The 22,697-nt window shown below is 65.4% G+C and carries 24 protein-coding genes and 1 tRNA gene; 9 read left to right on the top strand and 16 right to left on the bottom strand.

Annotated elements, in window-relative coordinates; all coding sequences use genetic code 11:
• The first annotated feature begins 26 nt into the window (after window positions 1-26).
• Window positions 27-365, top strand: a complete 339-nt coding sequence (locus tag ACFSCT_RS13720) for a hypothetical protein (RefSeq protein WP_379143605.1) — start codon at window positions 27-29, stop codon at window positions 363-365.
• On the opposite strand, the gene ACFSCT_RS13715 is transcribed toward ACFSCT_RS13720, so the two are convergent.
• Both ACFSCT_RS13715 and guaB read right to left on the bottom strand, forming a co-directional pair.
• On the bottom strand, window positions 362-1,315 hold the full coding sequence (locus ACFSCT_RS13715; protein WP_379143603.1) for a bile acid:sodium symporter family protein: 954 nt from the start codon (window positions 1,313-1,315) through the stop codon (window positions 362-364). The genes ACFSCT_RS13720 and ACFSCT_RS13715 overlap by 4 nt on opposite strands.
• 467 nt (window positions 1,316-1,782) lie before the next feature.
• The gene (gene guaB, locus ACFSCT_RS13710) at window positions 1,783-3,231 is read right to left on the bottom strand and encodes an IMP dehydrogenase (RefSeq protein ID WP_379143601.1); all 1,449 of its coding nucleotides are present in this window, start codon (window positions 3,229-3,231) and stop codon (window positions 1,783-1,785) included.
• A gap of 228 nt (window positions 3,232-3,459) precedes the next feature.
• Here guaB and ACFSCT_RS13705 point away from each other — a divergent pair, with 228 nt between their 5' ends.
• On the top strand, window positions 3,460-4,623 hold the full coding sequence (locus ACFSCT_RS13705) for an OmpP1/FadL family transporter (RefSeq protein ID WP_379143599.1): 1,164 nt from the start codon (window positions 3,460-3,462) through the stop codon (window positions 4,621-4,623).
• 126 nt (window positions 4,624-4,749) lie between these two features.
• Here ACFSCT_RS13705 and ACFSCT_RS13700 read toward each other — a convergent pair whose 3' ends face one another.
• The 12 genes from ACFSCT_RS13700 to ACFSCT_RS13645 form a co-directional block, all read right to left on the bottom strand.
• Entirely contained in the window at window positions 4,750-5,541 is a 792-nt protein-coding gene (locus ACFSCT_RS13700) for a VOC family protein (RefSeq protein ID WP_379143597.1), read from the bottom strand.
• A 154-nt stretch (window positions 5,542-5,695) separates the two neighbouring features.
• Window positions 5,696-6,742 (bottom strand): L-glyceraldehyde 3-phosphate reductase, encoded by a 1,047-nt coding sequence (gene mgrA, locus ACFSCT_RS13695; RefSeq protein WP_379143595.1) that lies wholly within the window; start codon window positions 6,740-6,742, stop codon window positions 5,696-5,698.
• A gap of 655 nt (window positions 6,743-7,397) precedes the next feature.
• A tRNA-Phe gene (locus ACFSCT_RS13690) sits at window positions 7,398-7,473 on the bottom strand.
• Between the two features lie 103 nt (window positions 7,474-7,576).
• Window positions 7,577-7,729, bottom strand: a complete 153-nt coding sequence (yacG, locus tag ACFSCT_RS13685) for a DNA gyrase inhibitor YacG (RefSeq protein ID WP_379143593.1) — start codon at window positions 7,727-7,729, stop codon at window positions 7,577-7,579.
• A complete protein-coding gene (locus tag ACFSCT_RS13680; RefSeq protein ID WP_379143591.1) occupies window positions 7,729-8,790 on the bottom strand; it encodes a ribonuclease E/G in 1,062 nt (353 codons plus the stop codon). Before ACFSCT_RS13680 ends, yacG begins: the two co-directional genes overlap by 1 nt.
• Complete coding sequence (locus tag ACFSCT_RS13675) at window positions 8,787-9,407, bottom strand: Maf family protein (RefSeq protein WP_379143589.1); 621 nt, start codon at window positions 9,405-9,407, stop codon at window positions 8,787-8,789. The genes ACFSCT_RS13680 and ACFSCT_RS13675 overlap by 4 nt, the downstream gene beginning before the upstream one ends.
• 13 nt (window positions 9,408-9,420) lie before the next feature.
• Entirely contained in the window at window positions 9,421-9,639 is a 219-nt protein-coding gene (infA, locus tag ACFSCT_RS13670; RefSeq protein WP_036636451.1) for a translation initiation factor IF-1, read from the bottom strand.
• A 115-nt stretch (window positions 9,640-9,754) separates the two neighbouring features.
• A complete protein-coding gene (locus ACFSCT_RS13665) occupies window positions 9,755-11,161 on the bottom strand; it encodes a flagellar motor switch protein FliM (protein ID WP_379143587.1) in 1,407 nt (468 codons plus the stop codon).
• 63 nt (window positions 11,162-11,224) lie between these two features.
• Entirely contained in the window at window positions 11,225-12,079 is an 855-nt protein-coding gene (locus ACFSCT_RS13660; RefSeq protein WP_379143585.1) for an ATP-binding protein, read from the bottom strand.
• Window positions 12,076-12,966: a twin-arginine translocase subunit TatC gene (tatC, locus tag ACFSCT_RS13655; RefSeq protein ID WP_379143583.1), complete on the bottom strand. Its 891-nt coding sequence runs from the start codon at window positions 12,964-12,966 to the stop codon at window positions 12,076-12,078. The genes ACFSCT_RS13660 and tatC overlap by 4 nt, the downstream gene beginning before the upstream one ends.
• 1 nt (window position 12,967) lies before the next feature.
• A complete protein-coding gene (gene tatB / locus ACFSCT_RS13650) occupies window positions 12,968-13,495 on the bottom strand; it encodes a Sec-independent protein translocase protein TatB (RefSeq protein ID WP_379143581.1) in 528 nt (175 codons plus the stop codon).
• 25 nt (window positions 13,496-13,520) lie between these two features.
• Window positions 13,521-13,787, bottom strand: a complete 267-nt coding sequence (locus ACFSCT_RS13645; protein WP_379143579.1) for a twin-arginine translocase TatA/TatE family subunit — start codon at window positions 13,785-13,787, stop codon at window positions 13,521-13,523.
• Window positions 13,788-13,965: 178 nt separating this feature from the next.
• On the opposite strand from ACFSCT_RS13645, the gene ACFSCT_RS13640 reads away from it, so the two are divergent.
• Together ACFSCT_RS13640 and ACFSCT_RS13635 are read left to right on the top strand one after the other, a co-directional pair.
• Window positions 13,966-14,592 carry a MarC family protein gene (locus ACFSCT_RS13640; RefSeq protein ID WP_379143577.1) on the top strand — a complete coding sequence of 209 codons (627 nt, stop codon included), beginning with the start codon at window positions 13,966-13,968 and terminating at the stop codon, window positions 14,590-14,592.
• A gap of 3 nt (window positions 14,593-14,595) precedes the next feature.
• Complete coding sequence (locus ACFSCT_RS13635; protein WP_379143575.1) at window positions 14,596-15,171, top strand: retropepsin-like aspartic protease family protein; 576 nt, start codon at window positions 14,596-14,598, stop codon at window positions 15,169-15,171.
• A gap of 69 nt (window positions 15,172-15,240) precedes the next feature.
• Here ACFSCT_RS13635 and ACFSCT_RS13630 read toward each other — a convergent pair whose 3' ends face one another.
• Window positions 15,241-16,182: a hypothetical protein gene (locus ACFSCT_RS13630; RefSeq protein ID WP_379143573.1), complete on the bottom strand. Its 942-nt coding sequence runs from the start codon at window positions 16,180-16,182 to the stop codon at window positions 15,241-15,243.
• 146 nt (window positions 16,183-16,328) lie between these two features.
• On the opposite strand from ACFSCT_RS13630, the gene ACFSCT_RS13625 reads away from it, so the two are divergent.
• From ACFSCT_RS13625 to preA, 5 genes are all read left to right on the top strand, one after another.
• Window positions 16,329-16,703: a hypothetical protein gene (locus ACFSCT_RS13625; protein ID WP_379143571.1), complete on the top strand. Its 375-nt coding sequence runs from the start codon at window positions 16,329-16,331 to the stop codon at window positions 16,701-16,703.
• Between the two features lie 17 nt (window positions 16,704-16,720).
• A complete protein-coding gene (locus ACFSCT_RS13620) occupies window positions 16,721-17,407 on the top strand; it encodes a response regulator transcription factor (protein ID WP_379143569.1) in 687 nt (228 codons plus the stop codon).
• On the top strand, window positions 17,404-18,765 hold the full coding sequence (locus ACFSCT_RS13615) for an ATP-binding protein (protein ID WP_379143567.1): 1,362 nt from the start codon (window positions 17,404-17,406) through the stop codon (window positions 18,763-18,765). The genes ACFSCT_RS13620 and ACFSCT_RS13615 overlap by 4 nt, the downstream gene beginning before the upstream one ends.
• A 77-nt stretch (window positions 18,766-18,842) precedes the next feature.
• Window positions 18,843-20,189 carry an NAD(P)-dependent oxidoreductase gene (locus tag ACFSCT_RS13610; RefSeq protein WP_379143565.1) on the top strand — a complete coding sequence of 449 codons (1,347 nt, stop codon included), beginning with the start codon at window positions 18,843-18,845 and terminating at the stop codon, window positions 20,187-20,189.
• Window positions 20,182-21,480, top strand: coding sequence for an NAD-dependent dihydropyrimidine dehydrogenase subunit PreA (gene preA, locus ACFSCT_RS13605; RefSeq protein WP_379143563.1), 1,299 nt, complete (start codon window positions 20,182-20,184; stop codon window positions 21,478-21,480). Before ACFSCT_RS13610 ends, preA begins: the two co-directional genes overlap by 8 nt.
• Window positions 21,481-21,585: 105 nt before the next feature.
• Here the strand turns inward: preA and ACFSCT_RS13600 are convergent, their stop codons facing one another.
• Window positions 21,586-22,605 (bottom strand): ribose-phosphate pyrophosphokinase, encoded by a 1,020-nt coding sequence (locus ACFSCT_RS13600; RefSeq protein ID WP_379143561.1) that lies wholly within the window; start codon window positions 22,603-22,605, stop codon window positions 21,586-21,588.
• Window positions 22,606-22,697 lie beyond the last annotated feature (92 nt).

Below are 22,697 nucleotides of genomic sequence, written 5' to 3'. Positions count from 1 at the left end.
CGCCCTGAACCTCGGAACCTCGCATCATGAATGATCACGCCACTACGCACAGCCATGCAAAACTGCCCTGCCATGTCTGCGGCCGCCTGTTCAGGCGCGATCAGCTTCGGTCCTGGGTCTCGGTCCAACCCGGCATATCGCGGTTGATCGACGATGCCGCGCCGGGCTGGACCGACGGCAAGTTCATCTGCCGCGAGGATCTTTCGAAATTTCGCCACAGCTATATCGAACATCTGCTGAAGGACGAACACGGCACGCTGAGCCGCCGGCCAATGATAAAGCCGCCATGCTTCGCGGGCATGACGGCTTGGGCGAGATACGCGACACCCTTTAGGCCGGGTTCCGCAATGAGGCGACAGCCCTAGACGGTCTGTTCGCTTGCCTTTGGCTCTTCGGTCAGCGTGGCGAAATAATTCGACAGCAGCGCGCCCGAGATATTGTGCCAGACGCTGAAGATCGCGCTTGGCACCGCGGCCAGCGGTGAAAAATAGGTCGTCGCCAGCGCCGCGCCCAGACCGGAATTCTGCATCCCGACCTCGATCGCGATCGCCTTGCGCTTGGCCAGACTCAGCCCGAAAGCGCGGGCGGCAAAAAATCCCAGCAGATAGCCGATGCCGTTATGCAGGACGACCACGGCAAAGATCAGAAGGCCGGACTGAACGATCGCCCCTTTGGAGGCCGCGACAACCGCCGCCACGATCAGCACGATCCCGGCCACGCTGACCAGCGGCAGCGCCGGCACCGCCAGCCGCACGAAACCGGGGATAAGCTTTTGCGCGATGAACCCCAGCGCGAGCGGCAGCAGCACCACCTTCACGATCGACATGAACATCGCCCAGGCGTCCACCGGCAGAAACTCGCTGGCGAGCAGCCAGACCAGAAACGGCGTCACCACCGGCGCCAGCAGCGTCGTGACGCTGGTGCAGGCCACCGAAAGGGCGACGTCGCCCTTGGACAGATAGGTCATGACGTTGCTTGAGGTCCCGCCGGGGCAGCAGCCGACAAGGATCACGCCCGCCGCGACCTCGGGCGACATCGGGATGATCCGGGTCAGCATCACCGCGACCAGCGGCATGATCAGGAATTGCGACACGACGCCGATGCCGACGTCAAAGGGCCGGCGCGCGACCTCGCGGAAGTCGGCGGCCGAGATCGTCAGGCCCATCCCGAACATGATGATCCCCAGCAGCGGGACGATCCACGCGGTCAGCGGGCGGAAAATCTCGGGCAGGAAGAACCCCAGAGCCGCGAACAGGATCACCCATATGGCAAATGACTTGCCGACGAACGCCGAAAAGCTTGCGATCGCTTTCAATTCACACTCCTGCAAAGCAATTTTATTTCGAAAAGCCCGCTGCCGATACAGCCTCCGGCGCGTCGGCACAACCCATGCGACGGCAAATCTCGCGACCGGAGCCAGCACCGGCCCGTTGCGGACCACCGTTCCCGATCAGATCGTCTTCGGGCCGATGCGGCTTGACCCGTCGGATCGGTGCCAAACCGTCAAGCGTTCCGACACCTGGTTTCAAGCGTCGAAAACGAAGCATTATCAGCTTGTTGCCTGCAGAACAGGCTTTCGTCGCACTATCTTCGCGTCACCATCAACACCCGCCCTGATCTGCGTGGCGCCCCACGCGGCCGGGATGCGGTGACGACGGCATTGCCGATCCTCACGAAAATCCCGGCGAACCCTGAAATGCCGGTTTTCCGCCGCGCCGGCGGAACGGCGCGGCCGAGAGGGCGATCCCGGTCGCCGCGCTGACGCACGACCGGGGCCGTTCGTCAGCCAAGCCGATAGTTCGGCGCTTCCCGGGTGATCTGCACGTCGTGGACGTGGCTTTCCTTCAGCCCGGCACCGGTGATCCGGACGAACTGGCAGCCGCCGCGCATTTCGGCCACGGTCGCGCTGCCGGTATAGCCCATGGCGGCGCGCAGGCCCCCGACCATCTGGTGAATCACCGCCGAGACATTGCCCTTGTAAGGCACCTGCCCCTCGATCCCTTCCGGCACCAGCTTGTCGCTGGCCGCGTCCTTCTGGAAATAGCGGTCGGCGCTGCCGCGCGCCATGGCGCCCAGACTGCCCATGCCGCGATAGGATTTGAACGACCGGCCCTGATACAGGATCACCTCGCCCGGGCTTTCCTCGGTCCCGGCGATGGCGCTGCCGACCATGGCGCAGCTTGCCCCCGCCGCAATCGCCTTGGCGAAATCGCCCGAGAACTTGATGCCGCCATCGGCGATCACCGGCACGTCGCCCGCCGCGCTGGCCGCATCCATTATCGCGGTCAGTTGCGGCACGCCGACGCCCGCGACAATGCGCGTCGTACAGATCGAGCCGGGCCCGATACCGACCTTGACCGCATCCGCACCGGCGTCGATCAGCGCCCGGGCGCCCTCGGCCGTCGCGACATTGCCGGCGACGACCTGCACCTGATTCGAGAAATTCTTGATCCGGCTGACCGCCATGCCGACCCCCTCGGAGTGACCATGCGCGGTGTCGATGACGACCATGTCGACGCCTGCCTCGATCAGGGCCTGGCTGCGTTCAAACCCCTCATTCCCGACGGTCGAGGCCGCCGCGACCCGCAGCCGGCCCAGTTCGTCCTTGCAGGCCAGCGGGTTCAGAACCGAGGTTTCGGTATCTTTCAGCGTCAGAAGCCCGGTCAGCTTGCCGTTGCCGTCGGTCACCAGCAGCTTTTCGATCCGGCGCGATTTCATCAGGTTGATCGCCTCGGTCCGGTCGGCGGGCTCTCGCAGGACGGCGAGGTTGTCGGCGGTCATCATCACCCGCACCGGGGTCTTGTCGTCGCTGGCGAACCGCATGTCGCGGTTGGTCACGATGCCCAGTACCCGCCCGTCATTGTCGACCACCGGAAACCCGGTGACGTTATAGCGTTCCTGCAAAGCCTTGGCGTCGGCAAGCGTCTGTTCGGGCGTCAGGGTGATCGGGTTATAGACGATCCCGCTTTCGAACCGCTTTACCCGGCGCACCTCCTCGGCCTGCTGCTCGATCCCGAGGTTGCGGTGAATGACGCCCATGCCGCCGGCCTGCGCCATCGCGATCGCCATCCGGCTTTCGGTCACGGTATCCATGGCCGAGGACAAAAGCGGAATGTTCATCCTGATCGTACGGGTGACGAATGTCGTCACGTCGGCGGTCGCGGGCAGGACGCTGGACGCAGCCGGTACCAATAGAACATCGTCAAAGGTCAGTGCCTCACGAATCTGCATTTGCTGCATCCTTGTCCGGGGTTCGTTTGGCAGTTTCCCCTGTCACGACCGGCTGGGAATGTCCAGAGCGCCGCCGCAAACCCCGCAAGCGTGGCCGTGACGCCACGGCGGTTTTTCAACGTTGTGTTGAACGCCACGTCACGACGTCGCGATGATTGACGGTTTTTCAGCCGGTGATACCGATTGTTACAGGGATCCAGTTTTCGGGATTTGAGGGAGGAGCGAATAATGAAAACATTCTTGATGGTCACGACAGCCGCGATTTGCGGCGCCACGGTGGCCGGCGCCGCGGGGGTCGAGCGTAACGCCTTTAATATCGAGCCGCTGTTCGAGAAGGGAAATTACGCCGAATTCAGCTTTCGGCATGTGACCCCGACCGTCAAGGGCCGCGACGCAAGCCTGTTCGGCGGCCTTGAATTCGACGACGTGGCGAACAGCTTCAATTCGATCGGCATGGCATACAAGCGCGATTTCGGAAACGGCCTGTCCGGGGCGGTCATTCTGGAACAGCCGTTCGGCGCCGACCTGAATTATCCCTACCCCAACCCGGCCGCGGGCGAGGGCTCGATCGCACTCGGGGGCACCGAGGTGACGGTCAAGTCGACCTCGCTGACCGGCCTGCTGCGCTATAAGATGGAGAATAACTTCGGCGTCCACGGCGGTCTGCGCATCGACCGCGCCGAGGGCAACGTCAAGCTGCGGGGTTTGGCCTATGGGCCGGTCAATGGCTATGACGTCGATCTGGACAGCGACGTGGGGATCGGCTGGGTCGCGGGGGTGTCTTACGAGATCCCGGAATATGCGGCGCGGGTATCGCTGACCTACAACTCGGCGATCAAGCATTCGTTCGACACGACCGAAAAAGGCCCGCTGGTCGACCCCGATGGGCCCGGTCCCTATCCGGCGCTTCCGCTGCTGAACGGAGATTCGAAGACCAAGGTCAAGACGCCCTCCTCGCTCGCGCTGGACTTCCAGACCGGCATCGCCGCCGACACGCTGCTGTTCGGTCAGATCCGCTGGACCAAGTGGAGCGAATTTAAGGTCGACCCCGAGAACTTCACCAAAGTCACCGGCGAAGGCCTGGTCGATCTGGACAACTCGACCGCCGTCATGCTGGGCGTTGGCCGCAAGTTCAATGAAAACTGGGCCGGATCGGTCGCGGTGAACTGGGAAAGCAGGGATGGTGAGCTGGTGTCGCCGCTGGCGCCGACAAGCGGCAAGAAAGGCATCACGCTGGCCGCGATCTATACCCGCGACAACATGAAGATCACGACCGGGATCAACTATACCAAGCTGGGCGACGCCTCGCCCGAAACAAGTGACGATGCGCGCGCCAAAACCCGCAATAACGAGCTGATCGGCGTCGGCATGAAGGTGGGCTTCACCTTCTGATCTCGCCCCCGACCGGCGATCATCGCAATGAAACGGACCGCCCGGCATCCATACCGGGCGGTCCGCTCTTTTCAGGGAATGCGGGTCAGGGAACGCGGCGACAAACGCGGAGGCGCGTAGGACGGGCTAGGCTGCATCCTCCAGCAGAAACGGCGTCCCCCAAGGATCATCCAGCCGCGCGCCTTCGCCGATCTGCGCCCGCGCGGTGTCGTTGATCCGCAGCACGACCTCATCCAGCCCGGGCATATCCGTTGGGCGGCGCCCGGCACCGCGGCTGTTCCAGACGTTGCCGGCAAGCTGGTGGTGATACCCGCCCGAGCCGAACCACAGCCCGCCGCGCGCGTCATAGGTTTGCGTAAGCCCCAGCCGGCCCGCCATGAAATCATAAGCGTCACCCAGATCGCCGACCTGCAAATGGACATGCCCGATGATGCTGCCCTCCGGGATGCCCTGCCACGCGCCCGAACTTTCGGCCAGCAGTTTGTCCAGATCCAGCCGGTGGGTGTACATCTCGATCGTGTCCCCCTGGCGGTTCCATTCGGACACCGGCCGGTCGGCATAGATCTCGATTCCGTTGCCCTCGGGGTCGGCCAGATAAAGCGCATCGCTGACCCCGTGGTCGGCCGCGCCTTGCAGAGCCAGATTGCTTTGGGCCGCGAACGCCAGCCAGCGGCTCAGATCGGCGCGCGAGGGCAACAGGAAAGCGTTGTGGAACAGCCCGGCCTGACGCGGATCGCCGGGCCGCAGCGCGGGATCGCCGCGCAGTTCCAAAAGCGTCTTGTCGGCGGTCCCAAGCTCGACCGACGATCGGTCCTGCGACCGCACGTTCAGCCCCAGCGCTTCGCGATACCACGCCGTCATTGCCGGCAGATCGCGGACGCGCAGCGCAACACGGTCGATTTCAACTGGATAGGCCATTGCCCCGTTCCTCAGCAGCTTCCGGTATACCTAACCACGAAACTGGGCCGAGAAATGCAAATCCGGTAGTGGCCAGCCCGGAAACCCAGCATTCGACAATCCCGAACAGCTGCGCCGCATCACGCCCACCCCGCCCGCGCCCCATATCCGGCCATCAAAGCGTGCTGGATTCCGCCCAATAATCGACGTTGCCATCCTTGGCGTATGTGTCGATCTCGGCCAGTTCCTCGGTCGAGAACGCCAGACCGCCCAACGCGCCCAGCGAGTTGTCCAATTGCTCGACCGTGCGCGCGCCGATCAGCGCCGAGGTCATGCGCGGATCGCGCAGCACCCAGGCGATCGCCATCTGCGCCAGCGTCTGGCCGCGCCGCTCGGCAATCGCGTTCAGCGCCCTGATCCGCGCGACCAGCGCCTCGGTGATCGTGTCCTTGCCGAAACCGGCGCGGTTGGGCGCCCCCCGCGCGGCACGGGCATCCTTGGGAATGCCGTTCAGATAGCGCGAGGTCAGCAGCCCCTGCGCAAGCGGCGAAAAGCCGATGCATCCGGTGCCCAGTTCTTCCAGCGTGTCCAGCAGCCCATCCTCGATCTTTCGGTTGAACATCGAATAATTCGGCTGATGGATGAACAGGGGCACGCGCTCCTCTTGCAGGATCGCGGCGGCCCGGCGGGTCAGTTCGGGTGAATAGCTGGAGATGCCGATATACAGCGCCTTGCCCTGACGATGCATATGCGCAAGCGCGCCCATGGTTTCTTCAAGCGGCGTGGTCGGATCGACGCGGTGCGAATAGAAGATGTCGACATAGTCGAGCCCCATCCGCTTCAGCGACTGGTCAAGGCTCGCGATCAGGTATTTCCGGCTGCCGCCGATCCCGCCATAGGGGCCCGGCCACATCCCCCAGCCGGCTTTGGACGAAATGATCAGCTCGTCCCGATAGGGGGCGAAATCGGTCGCCAGAACCCGGCCGAACATTTCCTCGGCCGAGCCGGGCGGCGGGCCATAGTTGTTCGCAAGGTCGAAATGGGTGATGCCGCGGTCAAAGGCGCGGCGCAGGATCGCGCGGCCGGTCTCGTGGGAATCGGTGCCGCCGAAGTTCTGCCAAAGCCCCAGCGAGATGACGGGCAGGTCGATGCCGCTTCGACCGGTGCGGCGGTATTCCATATCACCCTGATAGCGGTTGGCCGCAGCCTGATAATTGCGCATCCTGAATCTCCTGTTCGGGGTATTCTTGGCTGAATTCCGGGCCGGCGGCCATAGCCGGCATTGCCTGATCTGTCTTGAAACCCTGCTGCGGATCCTGCGCGATCACAAGGCGATCCGGGAATGATATAACGGTGCCGGGCGGGTCCGGCTGCATCCTCTCGGGCGCCTCGATTCGGGCAACGCATCTCGCGAAAGGCCCGCCGCGAAAACCGGCAGCGCCGCCAAGGCGGCAACCGAGGGTCGTTCCACGTCATCGCCCTGTCCGGGCTGCCCTTTGACGCCCCCACAACCCGCATCACGGATCGACCCCATATTGAGGCCGGTGGCGAAGATCTTTCGCCCACCCGGCTAGCGCCGGTTCCCGACGATCTCATACTTCAAGAACCCCGTCCTGCCGTGGGTGTACCGATGATGACCGGGGCCGGGCATGACAGGCGCTTCCCGGCCATATGCGGGGGTATCCTGAACGCGCGAGGGCACGACGACCACTTCCAGCGGCGAGCAATGCGCGGCCCCTCCGAAACTGCGCTTTCCGCTGTCGGCGCTCGCGGGGCCCGGTCATGCCGCCAAGGCAATGATTCGCATGGCCGCCGGGCGCGCGATGAGGCCTCCCCTAAATTTGCGGGGATCGGTCATTGTCATGTCGGCGGGATTATGGTGCCCAGAGCCGGAATCGAACCAGCGACACGCGGATTTTCAATCCGCTGCTCTACCAACTGAGCTATCTGGGCCCAAGCGGCAAGGCAAACGCCTTTGCCGGGGTGTGGCGTTGTTAGACGAGGGGCGCGGTGCTGTCCAGTGCGAAAATCGGCCCGGGTGGAGCGGTGGCGCGGCTTAGTTTTCGTCCTCGGTCGGGGGCTGTTCGTTCCCCGGCAGGACATAGGTTCCGTTGAACCACCGCCCGAGATCCACATCGGCGCAGCGCCGCGAACAAAACGGCCGGTATGCCTGGGTCGAGGGCTTGCCGCAGATCGGACAGGGCTTCATCAGGCGCCTCCCAACAGCCGGGCCAGGGGCATACGGTCGCGCTTGCGCGTCAGTTCGTAAAGACCAAGGCCGGTCCAGCCGGTCAGCACGGTTTCCGCGCCCTCGTTGCGGAACGCGGTGCGCAACTGCTGCTCCAGCGTGCCCCGGTCGCGTTTCGGCATCGGCGCGAAGTCAACGACGACCTGGCCGCCGAGACCGCGCAGCCGAAGCTGGCGCGGCAGGTCCCGCGCGGCGGCGATATTGGCCTTCAGCGCGGCGGCGGGCGAGGTATCGGCGCCGGTGTTGACGTCGATCGCGACCAGCGCCCGGGTCGGCTCGATATACATCGCACCGCCCCCCGGCAGGGCGACGCGCGGATCGGTCAGTTCGGCGATCGCATCGCTGACACCGTGAATGTCGAACGCATCATCCGACTGTTCGATCGCGCCCGGCGCCGGGTCGGCCCAGTCGCGCCAGGCCGATTCCCACGGGCTCGGCGCGTCCACGAGCAGTTCGGCACCCTTGGCCTGATCGCCCAGAACCGCCGCCGCCAGCTCAAGCTGCGCGACGAGTTCGGCGCGAATGTCGCCGGGATCGGCCTCGGCCGCGGCGCTGCGCATGATGATGCCGGGTGCTGTTTCAGTCGCGCGCCAGCCGTTCAGCGCATCCTCGCCGATGCCGATCAGATCGGCGCGCAGGCCCGGGTCCTGCAGCCGGCGCGAGACATTGATGCCCGGCGCATCGGGCGTGACGATGCTGTGCCGGCCGCGAAACAATATCCGCGAGGTGACCGGAACCGCCTTGCCGGGCTCGGCCACGCCGGCGACCTGCACGGTGATCGTCTGTCCCTCGGACAGGCCGCTGCGGTCGCGCAGATAACCGCGCAGGCCATCGGGCAGCCGCAGGAAGACCCCGCCCTGCCCTTTCACCAGCCGATCGACGACCCCGCGGCAGATCGCCCCGGGCGGCAATCCCGCAAGGGCCGAGGCGTCGAGGACCAGATCCTCCAACCGGCCATCGACCGTCAGCGCGGCCGCCTCGGCGCCGTTCAGCCGGCCCAATATGACCTGCCTGCCCTTCATGTTCCGGTCCGTTCCTTCCAGCCCGCCGCGCGCAGCATCGTCATCGTCTCGGCCAGCGGCAGCCCGACGACGGCGCTGAACGATCCCTGAATCCAGGGGATGAACGCGGCGGCCGCGCCCTGAATGGCATAGCCGCCGGCCTTCCCCCGCCATTCGTCCGTTCCGATATAGCCGTCGATTTCCGCGTCCGTCAAAGGACGGAACCGGACCGTGGTCTCGACCAGCCGGGCGATGCGGTGGGTCGGCGAGGCGACGGCGACGGCGGTCGCCACCTTGTGCCGCCGGCCCGACAGCAGCCGCAGAAACCGGCGCGCCTCTGCCACATCGGCGGATTTGCCCAGAATACGGCGACCGGCATAGACGACGGTGTCGGCACACAGCACGATGCCGCGGTTCGGGGGCGATGCGGCCAATATCGCGGACAGTTTTTCCCCGGCAATGCGCTGCGCGTAATCGCGGGGCATTTCCTGCGGCCGGGGGGCTTCGTCGATATCGGCGGCGCGAACCTCATCCGGTGCGATGCCGATCTGGCGCAGCAGTTCCAGCCGCCGGGGACTGGCCGAGCCCAGAATCAGCGGCAGCCGCGTCACATCTTTCGGTGCGACCGAGGTGACCACGGCGGTTGCCGCATTACTTGAAGCGGTAATTGATCCGCCCCTTGCTCAGATCATAGGTGTTCATTTCCACCTGAACCTTGTCGCCGGCCAGAACACGGATGCGGTTCTTGCGCATCTTTCCCGCCATATGTGCGATGATCTCATGGCCGTTTTCCAGCTCGACCCTGAACGTCGCATTAGGCAGGAGTTCCTTCACGACGCCGGGGAATTCGAGCATTTCTTCCTTGGCCATGATTACTCCATTAAAGCGGATCGCCGCCCTTGCGGGGGCGCGCCCTAAATGCGTCCTGCACGCAGGATTTTCAAGCGGAAACGAAGAAATGGACGTGACGCGCGATTCCGGGCACCTAACCGACCGACAGGTTCATCGGCAAGACGGGTGCCGGGACCGGCTCATCCTCGGCATTGGCATCATCGCGAAAGGGGGCGCGAAAGGGATCGCGCAGGGCAAGATCCGCGATGGGCGGCTCGATCTGCGCGCCGCCGGTTGCGCCTTTGGCGCCGAGGGACCGGCCGGTCTGTAGGTGAGCCGGCGGCGGCGCCATCTCGGCCTCATATGCCGCATCATGTCCGACGAACGATGGACCCGGGCCTTGGGTGGTTTCATCGCGTGCCGCGCGCAGGTCCGGGACGCCTGACGCGACGCCGGTCCCCGCCCCGGCCGCCTTTGCCCCCGCCGCTTCTGCCCCCGTCGTTGCCCCCGTCACCTCTGCCCCCGTCGCCGTCCCGACAGCACGCAGGCGCAAAGCGTGACAGCCCTCGCGTTCGCCCAGCCGGCCCTCGGCAATCACCTGTCCGCTTTGGGTTTCCAGCCGCGCGCCGTTCAGAAGCTCGCTGCCCAGCGGAATGACGTCGCCCGGCACCAGCCGCCGCAAAAGCGCAAACGGGACCTTGCGGCGGCAAAGGACGGCGTTCAGGGAAATCGGCGCCTGCGCGACGGCCGCCCTGATCTGCTGGCCAAGCTGAACTGCCGGTGCGTCCGCAAGCCCCGTCCCGGTCGACGCTTGTTGGGCCAGCACCTGTTGGGTCGCGGCTTGTTGGCTCAGGGCTTGTTGGCTCGGGGCCTCGACCTCGGGCAGCGCGATCATGATCGCGCCGCTCCGGTCACCGCTCAAGCCCAGCCGCAATTCGGCGCGGACGAGCCGATAGACCACATCCTCCAGCATCAGATCCAGCGGACGCGGGTCGTCCAGCCAGGTGCTATAACGATAGCCGGCCGCCCAGCCCCCGTCCGGCAGGGGCGCCAGTGCGACCGCGATCGCTTGCAAGGTCCCCGAAATGTAATCGGCGCACATCGCGGCATCGGTGCGGGTCGCGCGCCGGGGTCCGATCCCGCCCGAGGTCAGACGACCCATGGTCTGCTGTTCGATCAGCGCCGCGGTCAGGTCGGGATCAAGCGTCACGCAGCCCAGCGCCTCGGCCGCCCCCTCGACCAGAGAGATCAGGGCGCGTTCGGGAATAAGTTCGGGCAGATCGCCGAGCGTGACATGTTCGACGCGGATCGACCGCGCCAGAACCGGCAGCCCGAACATCTGTTGCGCGGCCCGGGCGATGGCCGTGGCGATGCCCCGTTCGGGGGTCAGACGCGGCGCGGTGACGGGTGCAGCCGCCTGATCGGCGGCGACTGCCGGCTTTCGCCGCCGGATCAGGGACATCAGCACCTTATCACCCGGCGAAGCGGCGCCGGTGACGGACGCGGCCGGCCGGCCGGCATCGCCGCCGTCGGGGTCTTCCCCGTGCTGAACCGTCTGCATGTGTTTTCAACCCCGAGTCGCGACTGCTTTCGCCAAGCATCCCTGCAACTGGTTGAAATTTGGTTACTGGTCTTTCGGATTCAGCGAAATGCCGTGACGCCCGGCCAGATCGGTAAAAAACTGCCATGCCACCCGGCCAGACCGCGCGCCCCGCGTTGCCTGCCATTCGATGGCCTCGGCGCGCATTTCGTCCGGGTCGATGCGCAGACCGTAAGCGTCGCAATAGCCCGCGACCATGGCCAGATATTCGTCCTGCGAGCAGGGATGAAACCCCAGCCAAAGCCCGAACCGGTCCGAAAGCGAAACTTTTTCCTCGACCGCCTCGCCGGGGTGAATGGCGGTCGAGCGTTCGTTGTCGATCATGTCGCGCGGCATCAGGTGGCGCCGGTTCGAGGTCGCATAAAGGATCACGTTTTCGGGCCGCCCGGCGATGCCGCCGTCCAGAACCGCCTTCAGGCTTTTGTACTGCGTGTCATCGTGGCTGAAGGACAGATCGTCGCAGAACAGCACGAAACGCCGGTCCGAACGCGCCAGAATCGCCAGCAGACGGGACACCGAATCCAGATCCTCACGCGCGACCTCGATCAGGATAAGCGGAAGCCCTTCGGCCCGCGCGGCGGCATGCACCGCCTTCACCAGCGAGGATTTTCCCATCCCGCGCGCGCCCCAAAGCAGCGCGTTGTTCGCCGCATGGCCACGGGCGAATTGCAGCGTATTGGTCAGCAGCGTGTCGCGCGCCCGGTCGATGCCGATCAACTGGACCAGATCGACGCGGGACACGGTTGCGACAGGCTCCAGCCGGTCGGGGTCGGGGCGCCAGATATAGGCCGTCGCTTCGGAAAAGCTGGGCGGCGGCGCGGGCGGCGGCGACATCCGCTCCAGCGCGGAGGCGATGCGGGTCAGCGCGTCATCGGTCATTTCTCGGTCCCGGCCTCGACGTCCTTGTCGTCATCCTCGACCCAAAGGCCCTGGGCGCGCAGCTCGGCCTCGCGCTTTCTCTCGATGCGGCGGACAAGCTGGATCGAGATTTCGTAAAGGCCATAGATGACCGAGAACAGCACGACCTGGCTGACGACATCGGGAGGGGTCACGATGGCCGCCATGATCAGGATACCCACGACCGCATATTTGCGGACGCTGGCAAGGCCGTCGGCGCTGGCAAGACCGGCCTTGCCCATCAGCGTCAGAAGGACCGGAAGCTGGAACGACAGGCCGAAGGCAAGGATGAACTTGGTGGTCAGCGACAGATATTCACTGACCGACCCCTGAAACACGATCGCCGCCATTGGACTTTTGCCTGCCGTCGCCGCGGCCGGATCATCGGGCAACGCCAGCGGCCCCTGCTGGAAGCCCAGAAAGAAATCATAGGCCATCGGCAGGATGACGTAATAGGCGAAGGCCGCGCCAAGGAAGAACATCACCGGCGAGGCGATCAGGAACGGCAGGAACGCCTGTTTTTCATTGCGGTAAAGCCCGGGCGCCACAAAGCGCCAAAGCTGATAGGCGATGATCGGGAAGGACAGGATGAAGCCGCCCAGAAACGATATCTGGATGGCGACAAAGAACCCTTCCTGAAGTTTCAGCAGGATAAGGCCGCAATCCTGCCCCCGCCCTTCCAGAGCCGTACAGATCGGACGGGTCAGGAAATTGTAGATCGGGTTCCAGACCGTAAAGCAGATGATCATGGCCACGACAAAGGCCAGCACCGACCAGATCAGGCGGGTGCGCAACTCGGCCAGATGCTCGATCAGGGGCGCCGAGCTGTTGTCGATTTCTTCGTCGTCGGGTCGTTTCGGGCTGGCCAATTCAGTCGTCTTCCCTGTCCCTGCGCCGAACGGCATGTATGCGGCGCTTGGATGCGCCCGGCTCACCCGATCCGGCACCCGTCGACGCCGCTGGGGTCCGGGCGGGGGTCGAGGCCGGCGCCGAAGCGCCTTGCGCCGATGCAACGCTGGTCGCGGCGGCCGGGCTTTCGGCCGACGCAGGGTGCGATTCAGGTCCGCTGCTGCCCGGATCCGGCTTGGCACCGGCATTTGCCGTCGGGATTTTCGGGTCCCATTTCTCGAACCGCTCGGTCGCGCGGTCAAGCGCATCCAGACCAAGGCTTTTCTTCGAGGTCAGCGATTTCACGTCCTTGATGGTCTTGGTGGCATCCTCGATCCCCGAGGATTTCGCCGCATCCTCCATCGCCGCCGAAAACTCGCGCGCCATCGACCGGGCCTTGGCCACGATGCGGCCAAGCGAGCGGAACAGGTGCGGCAGGTCCTTGGGGCCGATCACGATCAGCGCCACGACGCCGATCAGCAGCAGCTCACTCCAGCCGAGGTCCAACATGCTGCGATGCTCCTGCGGCGGCCGCTCAGGCTTTGTCTTTGGGCTCGACCGGGGTCACGTCACGGGCGCGCTGACCGGGCAGGTCGCCGGGCAGTTCACCCGCCGCTTCGCGTGCCTTTTTCTCTTCCAGATCACGCTCGATTTCGTCGGTGCCGTCCTTCACGCCGTGTTTGAAGGCGGTAATTCCCTTGCCGACCTCACCCATGAGTGAGCTGATCTTGCCGCGGCCGAATAGCACCAGAACCACCACAGCGATCAGAAGAAGGCCAGGAAGACCAATATTGTTTAGCATTGTCTGCTCCCTTACGCGGGGTTTTCTCCCGCCTGCGGGCTTCATTTAGGCGCTTGCCGCGCCGAATGCAAAGCCCGATTATGTGATATCCGGCCCGGACGCCACCATCGGCCGGCTTTCGCGACGGACCGTGCCCGGGGGTGCTTGGCAGGCCATCTGCGGCAGGTCATAACAGGCCATGGATCCGACCCCCTACATAACCGCGTTCGTGACATTGTTCGTGGTGATCGACCCGGTCGGTCTGGCCCCGATGTTCGTGGCGCTGACCGGCGACATGACCCACCGCCAGCGCCGCCGCGTCGGCTGGCGCGCGGTCTGCGTGGCCTTCGTCCTGCTGACGCTTTTCGGCCTCGCTGGCGAAAAGATCCTTTACGGCATCGGCATCTCGCTGCCGGCATTCCGCATTGCCGGCGGGATCCTGCTGCTTCTGACCGCCTTCGACATGCTGTTCGAGCGCCGGACCGAACGACGCGAGGGCCAGACCGCACCCGAACCCCACGACCCATCGGTGTTTCCGCTGGCGACACCGCTTCTGGCCGGTCCCGGGGCGCTTGCGACGATGATCCTGCTTGTGGGGCGCGACGACGGCTGGGGCCATGTCGCGATGATCCATGTGATCATGGCGGCGGTTCTGCTGCTGGCGCTGATTTTGTTCGAGATCGCAAGCAGCGTGGCGCGGGTTTTGGGGCGCACCGGGATCATCGTCCTGACCCGGCTGTTCGGAATGCTGTTGGCGGCGCTGTCGGTTCAGTTCATTCTCGACGGATTGCTGGGAACCGCATTGTTTCAAGGGACTGCTGGCTGAACCATGTCCGATCTGTGGATGAACGTCGCCTATTTCGCGCTGCTTCTGATTGCCGTCGGCGGCTTTCTGGTGGTCGAGATGCGCACCCGTCCCGGCCAGACGATCCGTCAGGCGCTGGCATGGCTATTGATCTTTCTGGGCGTGATCGCGGCGGCGGGGCTTTGGGACCAGATCAGCAACACCGTCTCGCCGCGCCAGATCACGCTTGAAGGCGGCCGGGTCGAGATTCCGCAGGGCAACGACGGCCATTATCGTCTGACGGCCGACCTGAACGGACAGCCGGTGACATTCATCGTCGATACCGGCGCCTCGACCATCGTGCTGTCCCATGCCGACGCGCGCCGGATCGGGATCGAGCCGGACGATCTGGCATATTACGGCACCGCGATGACGGCGAACGGCGCGGTCCCCACGGCGCAGGTCACCATCGCGCGGCTGACGCTTGGCGACATCAGCGATACCAACGTCCCCGCCGTGGTGACGCAGGGAGAGCTGGGCCAGTCGCTGCTGGGCATGTCCTTTCTGTCGCGCTTTGTTCGGGTCAGCATAGATAACGGCGTGATGGTGATCGAGCGTTGAGCGGCCCGGAAAGCTGAACGGCGCGACCCGAAGGCCGCGCCGAAGTTTCCGCTCGGGTTGCCCGCGAAATCAGCGCGCGGTTTCGCGGATCACGCTACCGTCGGGGCCGACCTCGACCCGGACATTCTCGCCGTTCGGGTTGACCGCGTCGATCAGGACCGATCTCGCGATGCTGCCGACGGCACCCAGATCGGTGTAACCCGCGTCGGTGACAATCTTGCGCGCCTCATCGACCGAGATTCCGGCCGCGGGGCCAGCGCCCGGCCCCCCGTTCGGACCACCGTTCGGGCCGCCGTCATGACCACGCCGGCCGTCCGGCCCGCGATCCTTGCCTTTCTTGCGGTCGCCGTGATCGCCGCCCTTGCCATGCGATTCCTTGCGATCATCCTTGCCGCGACGCCAGCCCTTGTCGTCGCCGCCGTGCTTTTTATCGCCGCGATCAAGGTTTTGCAGCTTGCCATCGGCCGAGAAGCGGACCCGCAACGACTCACCGGCGGAATCGGTGCCCATCAATCCGAATTCACCGTCGCGGACGCCGACACCGTTGATCCGGGCGAACTCGGAGACCTGCGCCTGATCGCGCACGACCTGCGGGATAACCGCGTCGATCAGCGCCTGAGGCAGCGCCACATCCGGCGGGGTGCGCAGGCCGACGATCTCGTCACCGTTGAGGACTGCGCCGAACGGCTTTCCGTCCAGCTGGGCGCGAATCATCGTAAGCCCGTCCCGCTCACGCGAGGTGACATTGGTCAGACCGGCACTTTCCAGCACCGGCGGCAGTTTGACCGGCTGGGCTGCCGTATCGGCCGGTGCGGGGGCCGGTGACGGCGCGGGTGCAGGCGCGGCCAGTGCGGGAGTTGCCGGAGCGGGTGCGGCTGGAGCGGTTTGCGTCGGCGCGGTCTGCGTCGGCGCCGGCGCATCCGGCGCCGCCGTCTGCGCCATCAGCGGCAGCGGCAGGGCAAGGGCCGCGATCAGCGCGCCGGTACCCACGTGGCGAAGAAGTTTGGGCATGACCTTCATTCTATAGTTCCTTTGCTGTTGCGGGGCGCCTTGATGCTCGAACTGCCCCATCCCGAATCGGTCTAGCAGCGCCAACCACAACGTATCGCCAATATGCCGTTTGGGTTTTGTTTGGGTTACTGCCATAGAATGCGGTCATGTCGCGTCGCGCCCGGAACCTTATCGGCTTGTTGTTGCTTGTGCTTATCGTGGCCGGTGCGACGGTCTGGGCGCTTGGCTGGCGGCAGGGTCCGCCCCCGCAGCCGGTTGAGATGCACGGCGCACATAGCAAACTGGAGCTGCATGAGGTCGCGACGATCGTGGCCTCGCGGTATCGAGGGCGGATGCTGCGCGCGGCCTATGTCCCGCCGACCCCGGCCGAGCGCGAAATGGGGGTCCGCGCGGCACTCAGCATCCGCTGGATCACGCCGGACAGGGCGGTGCTGTCGATCCGGCTGGATGCACGGACCGGCCGATTTCTCGACGTGGCGGGCGCGGGGCAGATCAAGGCCCGAATCGCGCCGAACAGGTGAACAGGTGGACCGAAGTAATGAGATGTCTTGTCATCGAGGACGACCCAACCCTTTCCGATCAGCTTGCGCAGGCGCTTGGCAACGCCGGTTTCGTCGTCGACCGGGCGACGGACGGCGAACAGGGCGAATATCTGGGCGCGACCGAAACCTATGATGTGGCCGTGCTGGACCTTGGCTTGCCGGTCATGCCGGGTATCGACGTGCTGACCCATTGGCGCGAGGCCGGTATCACCATGCCGGTCCTGATCCTGACCGCGCGCGGCGATTGGAGCGACAAGGTCGCGGGTTTCCGCGCCGGCGCCGATGATTACGCCGTCAAACCCTTTCGTCTGGAAGAGGTGGTCATTCGCGCCCAGACCCTTGTCCGGCGTGCGGCGGGCCATGCGCAGGTGGTGATCCGCGAAGGCGCGCTGGCGCTTGACAGCCAGTTGGGCGTCATCACCCGCGACGGCGCGCCGCTGAAACTGACGGCCTTCGAATCGCGGATCCTGACCTATCTGATGCATCACCGGGGCCGGACGGTCAGCCGCACCGAACTGTCCGACCATCTTTATGATGCCGCCTCGGACCGTGACTTCCGTTCGATCGAGGTCGTCATCGGCCGGCTGCGTCGCAAGGTCGGCGAGGGCCTGATCTCGACCATCCGCGGCGAGGGCTATCGTCTGGGCCAGCCGGTCGCGGCCGGCAGGGCGTCGCGCGGATGAAATCACCGCTGCCCGGGTCGATCCGCGGTCGTCTGCTGGGGCTGGCGGCGCTGTGGCTTGGCGTGGCGCTGATCGCGGCATGGTTCGGCATCGGGCTGGTGCTGGAACGCTTTGTCGAACGCCGGATCGACGGTGAAAGCGCCGCCATGGCCGAATCGCTGATCGCGGCGACCACCGGCGACGCCAACCGGCTGGCCCAGCTTGGCCCGGCGCCCTCGGGGCCGCGCTATCAGGCGCCGCTGTCGGGTTGGTATTGGCAGGTCCAGGCGAATGGCGTGCCCATCGCGCGGTCGGAAAGCCTGTTCGACAGCGTGCTGAACGCGCCGGACGGCGATTTCACCGGCGGCCCCGGCACCGGCCCCGACGGTGCCGCGATGCGGGTCCTTCAGCGTACCTATACCGTCCCGGAAAGCGACGAGGTTCTTTCGGTTCTGGTCACCGCCCCGCAATCCGAGATTGATACCGAGATCGGCGCGGTGCAGCGCCCGCTGGCCGCCTCGCTGTTGATCCTCGGCATCGGGCTGGCGCTGGCCAGTCTGGTGCAGGTGACGGCGGGGCTGCGGTCGCTGACCCGGCTGGGGCACGGTATCGCCGCCATCCGCGCCGGCTCGGCCGATCACCTTCCCCCCGCCGAAGTGACCGAGCTTGCCCCCGTCGTGCAAGAGGTCAACGCGCTTCTGGACCATAACCGGCAGGTCCTGACCCGGACCCGCGAACATGTCGGCAACCTTGCCCATTCGCTTAAAACCCCGCTGTCCGCGGCGCTGAACAGCCTGCCCGACGGCCACGAAGCCCGGCCATTTCTGACCCGGATGGAGCGCCAGATCGGCTGGCATCTGCGCCGCGCGCGCAGCGCCGCCGCGCCGGGGCTGCTGGGTCAGCGCACCAGGGTGGCGCAGGTGGCGGGCGACATCCTGATGGTGCTGGGCGGCGTGATGCGCGACCGGGGCGTCACCGCGCGGACCGACTGTCCCGCTGATCTGTTTTTCGCCGGCGACCATCAGGACCTCGAGGAGATGGTCGGAAATCTGACCGAGAATGCGGTGAAATGGGCCCGTACGCAGGTCCGCATCTCGGCCCGGCCGGCCAAGCAGGAACAGCTTATCCTGACGGTCGAGGATGACGGCCCCGGCATGGATCCACAGCATCACGCCCGCGCCCTGACGCGCGGCGCGCGGCTGGATGAAACCGCCTCGGGCTCGGGGCTTGGGCTGGCCATCGTCGCCGATCTGGCGGCGCTGCACGGCGGCGGGCTGTCGCTTGGCAAATCCGATCTCGGCGGGCTGCGGGTGGACCTGACGTTGCCCGCCCAGCCGGCTCCGGGCATGGCGCGGGCAATGCCGCGCATTAATGTTTGACCATTTGATAAAAAATTTGCCAAACGACCTGAACCGTGCCAGCCTTGGGTTATTGAAGCCAGCTCAGGGAGGTCTACGTGGCCAACAGCCAGCTTTCGCCCGGTGTGGTGGCGGGTCGCCTGTCGCCAGACGATTACGAGACGAATTTCGCCGATGTCGCGCCCGCCCTCGAGGCGCATGAGGCGCAGGTCGCCGCCGATCGCTGTTATTTCTGCTATGACGCGCCTTGCGTGACAGCCTGCCCGACATCCATCGACATCCCGCTTTTCATCCGCCAGATCTCGACCGGTACGCCCGACGCGGCGGGGATGACGATCTTTCACCAGAACATCCTCGGCGGCATGTGCGCCCGCGTCTGCCCCACCGAAAACCTGTGCGAGGGGGCCTGCGTGCGCGAAACGGCCGAGGGCAAGCCGGTCCAGATCGGGGCGCTGCAACGCTTCGCCACCGACGCGATCATCGAAAGCGGCGTGCATCCGTTCCAGCGCGGCCCCGCCACCGGCAAGCGGATCGCCGTCGTGGGCGCCGGACCTGCGGGTCTGGCCGCCGCGCACCGGCTTGCGGCCAAGGGGAACGATGTGACCCTGTACGATGCCCGGCCCAAGGGCGGCGGCCTGAACGAATACGGGATCGCCAGCTACAAGACCCCGGATGGTTTTGCGCAGACCGAGGTTGATTGGGTGCTGGCTATCGGCGGCATCACGCTGGAAACCGGCAAGGCGCTGGGGCGCGACTTTTCGCTGGATCAGTTGCGGGCCGATTATGACGCGGTTTTCCTGGGTCTGGGGCTGCAAGGGGTGAACGCGCTGCGCGCCGAGGGCGAGGAACGCGAGAATGTCGCCGATGCCGTCGCCTTCATCCGCGAACTGCGTCAGGCCGCCGATCTGGCCAGCCTGCCGATCGGTCGCGATGTCGTGGTCATCGGCGGCGGCATGACCGCCGTGGACGCCGCCGTTCAGGCCCGGCTGCTGGGCGCGCAGAACGTCACCATCGTCTATCGGCGCGGGCAGGATCGCATGTCGGCCAGCCAGCACGAACAGGACCACGCCACCGGCTCGGGCGTGCGGATCATCACCAACGCCGCGCCGGTTGCGGTTCACGGCAACGGCGCGGTTCAGGAAATCGAGTTCGCCTATACCGCCGAAGGGCCGGACGGCAGGCTGACCATGGGCGAGACCTTCCGGCTCAAGGCCGATCAGGTGTTCCGCGCGATCGGGCAGCGGCTGAGCGAAATGCCCGATGGTCTGGTGCTGGAAGGCGGCAAGATCGCCATCAACGGCCCGGGCCGCACCAGCGTCGCCGGCGTCTGGGCCGGTGGCGACTGCGCGGCGGGCGGCGACGATCTGACCGTCACCGCCGTGGCCGAGGGCCGCGACGCGGCCGAAGACATTCACGCCAAGCTGATGGGGGAAAACCATGGCTGATCTGCGTTCGAATTTCATCGGGATCAAATCCCCGAACCCGTTCTGGCTGGCCTCGGCCCCGCCGACCGACAAGGAAGTGAACGTCCGCCGGGCCTTTCAGGCCGGTTGGGGCGGCGTGGTCTGGAAAACGCTTGGTGCCGAGGGGCCGCCGGTCGTCAACGTCAACGGCCCCCGCTATGGCGTGGTCTACGGTGCCGACCGCCGGGTACTGGGCCTGAACAACATCGAGTTGATCACCGACCGCCCGCTGGAGGTGAACCTGCGTGAGATCAAGCAGGTCAAACGCGACTATCCCGACCGAGCGCTGGTCATCAGCCTGATGGTGCCCTGCGACGAGGATAGCTGGAAAACCATCCTGGGGCAGATCGAGGATACCGGCGCCGACGGGGTCGAGCTGAACTTCGGCTGTCCGCATGGGATGAGCGAGCGTGGCATGGGCGCCGCCGTGGGTCAGGTGCCCGAATATATCGAGATGGTGACGCGCTGGGTGAAACAATACTCGCGCATGCCCTGCATCGTGAAACTGACCCCGAACATCACCGATGTCCGCAAACCGGCCGAGGCCGCCAAACGCGGCGGCGCCGACGCGGTCAGCCTGATCAACACGATCAACAGCATCACCTCGGTCGATCTGGACCTGTTCGCGCCGGAACCCACCATCGACGGCAAGGGGGCGCATGGCGGCTATTGCGGCCCGGCGGTGAAACCCATCGCGCTGAACATGGTGGCCGAGATCGCGCGGTCGGCCGAAACCCGCGGCCTGCCGATCAGCGGCATCGGCGGCGTCACCACCTGGCGCGACGCGGCCGAGTTCATGGCGCTTGGCGCGGGCAATGTGCAGGTCTGCACGGCGGCGATGACCTATGGGTTCAAGATCGTGCAGGAAATGATCTCGGGGCTGCGGGAATATCTGGACAGCCATCAGATCACCATGTCCGACCTGATCGGGCGCGCGGTCCCGAATGTGACCGACTGGCAATATCTGAACCTGAACTATACCACCAAGGCCCAGATCGATCAGGACATGTGCATCAAATGCGGCCGCTGCTATGCCGCCTGCGAGGATACCAGCCATCAGGCCATTGCCATGCTGCCCGGCCGGGTGTTCGAGGTGAAGGACGACGAATGCGTCGCCTGCAACCTCTGCGTCGATGTCTGCCCGGTCGAGAATTGCATCACCATGCGCGAGTTGCCGCAGGGCGCGACCGATCCGCGTACCGGCGGGGTGGTGCAGCCCTATGCCAACTGGACCTCGCATCCCAACAACCCGATGGCGCGCGCCGCCGAATGACGGGCGCGTAACCGGCGGGCGCGTAACAGGCCCGAAACGGGTGAGGGAACGCGCAGGGGCCGGGCGTGGCGGAGACGGTCTGCCCTGAACCCGTTGGGCGGAGATTCAAGCGGCGGTATAAAGCCCTTCATAGATCGGGCCCAACGTCTCGATCTCGAACAGCGACGATACGCTGGTGCCGTTCCAGATGTTCAGGATCGCCTGGGCGAACATCGGCGCGGTCGGCACGATGCGAATGTTCGAGGCGGCTTTGACCTTTTCGGTCGGCTCGATCGAATCGGTGATCACCAGACTTTTCATGACCGAGTTCTGAATGCGCTCGACCGCCGGGCCGGACAGGACACCATGGGTGATATAGCTGTGAACCTCGGTCGCGCCGTTTTCGATCAGCACCTCCGCCGCCTTGCACAGCGTCCCGGCGGTGTCGCAGATGTCGTCGACGATGATGCAGGTCTTGCCGCGCACATCGCCGATGACGGTCATCTCGGCGACCTCGCCCGCCTTTTCGCGGCGCTTGTCCACGATCGACAGCGGTGCCCCGATACGCTGCGCCAGCTCGCGCGCGCGGGCCACGCCGCCGACATCGGGTGAAACCACCATCAGATCGTCCATGCGGTCGCGGAAATGGTGCTTTACATCCAGCGCGAAGATCGGTGCGGCATAAAGGTTATCCACCGGAATGTCGAAGAACCCCTGAATCTGCGTCGCGTGCAGGTCCAGCGTCAGCACCCGGTCCACCCCCGCCTCGGTCAGCAGGTTGGCCACCAGCTTGGCGCTGATCGGGGTGCGCGCTTTTGCCCGGCGATCCTGACGGGCATAGCCGAAATAGGGGATCACCGCCGTGATCCGCGCCGCCGAGGACCGGCGTAGCGCGTCGGTCATGATCAGCAACTCCATCAGGTTGTCATTGGCCGGATTCGAGGTCGACTGCACGATATACATGTCCTCGCCGCGCACGTTGTCATAGACCTCGACGAAGATTTCCTGATCGTTGAACCGTTCGACCCGGGCTTCGACCAGACTGACGTTCATGCCGCGATGCATCGACATGCGTCGGGCCATCGCCAATGCCAGGGGTCGGTTACCATTGCCGGCGATCAGCTTCGGTTCGGTCATTGCGGGCATCGGGGCGTCCTATGTCTGGTCGCGCCGGGTCGTTGCCGGTCGCGGGGGATTCGCTGGATTGCACCCCGATTAACACCGGGTTAGCCTGCCCG

This window comes from Paracoccus pacificus (assembly GCF_042680785.1).
Lineage (GTDB): Bacteria > Pseudomonadota > Alphaproteobacteria > Rhodobacterales > Rhodobacteraceae > Paracoccus > Paracoccus pacificus.
The sequence above is the reverse complement of the archived record's forward strand: the minus strand, read 5'-3'. Positions and strand labels throughout refer to the sequence as shown.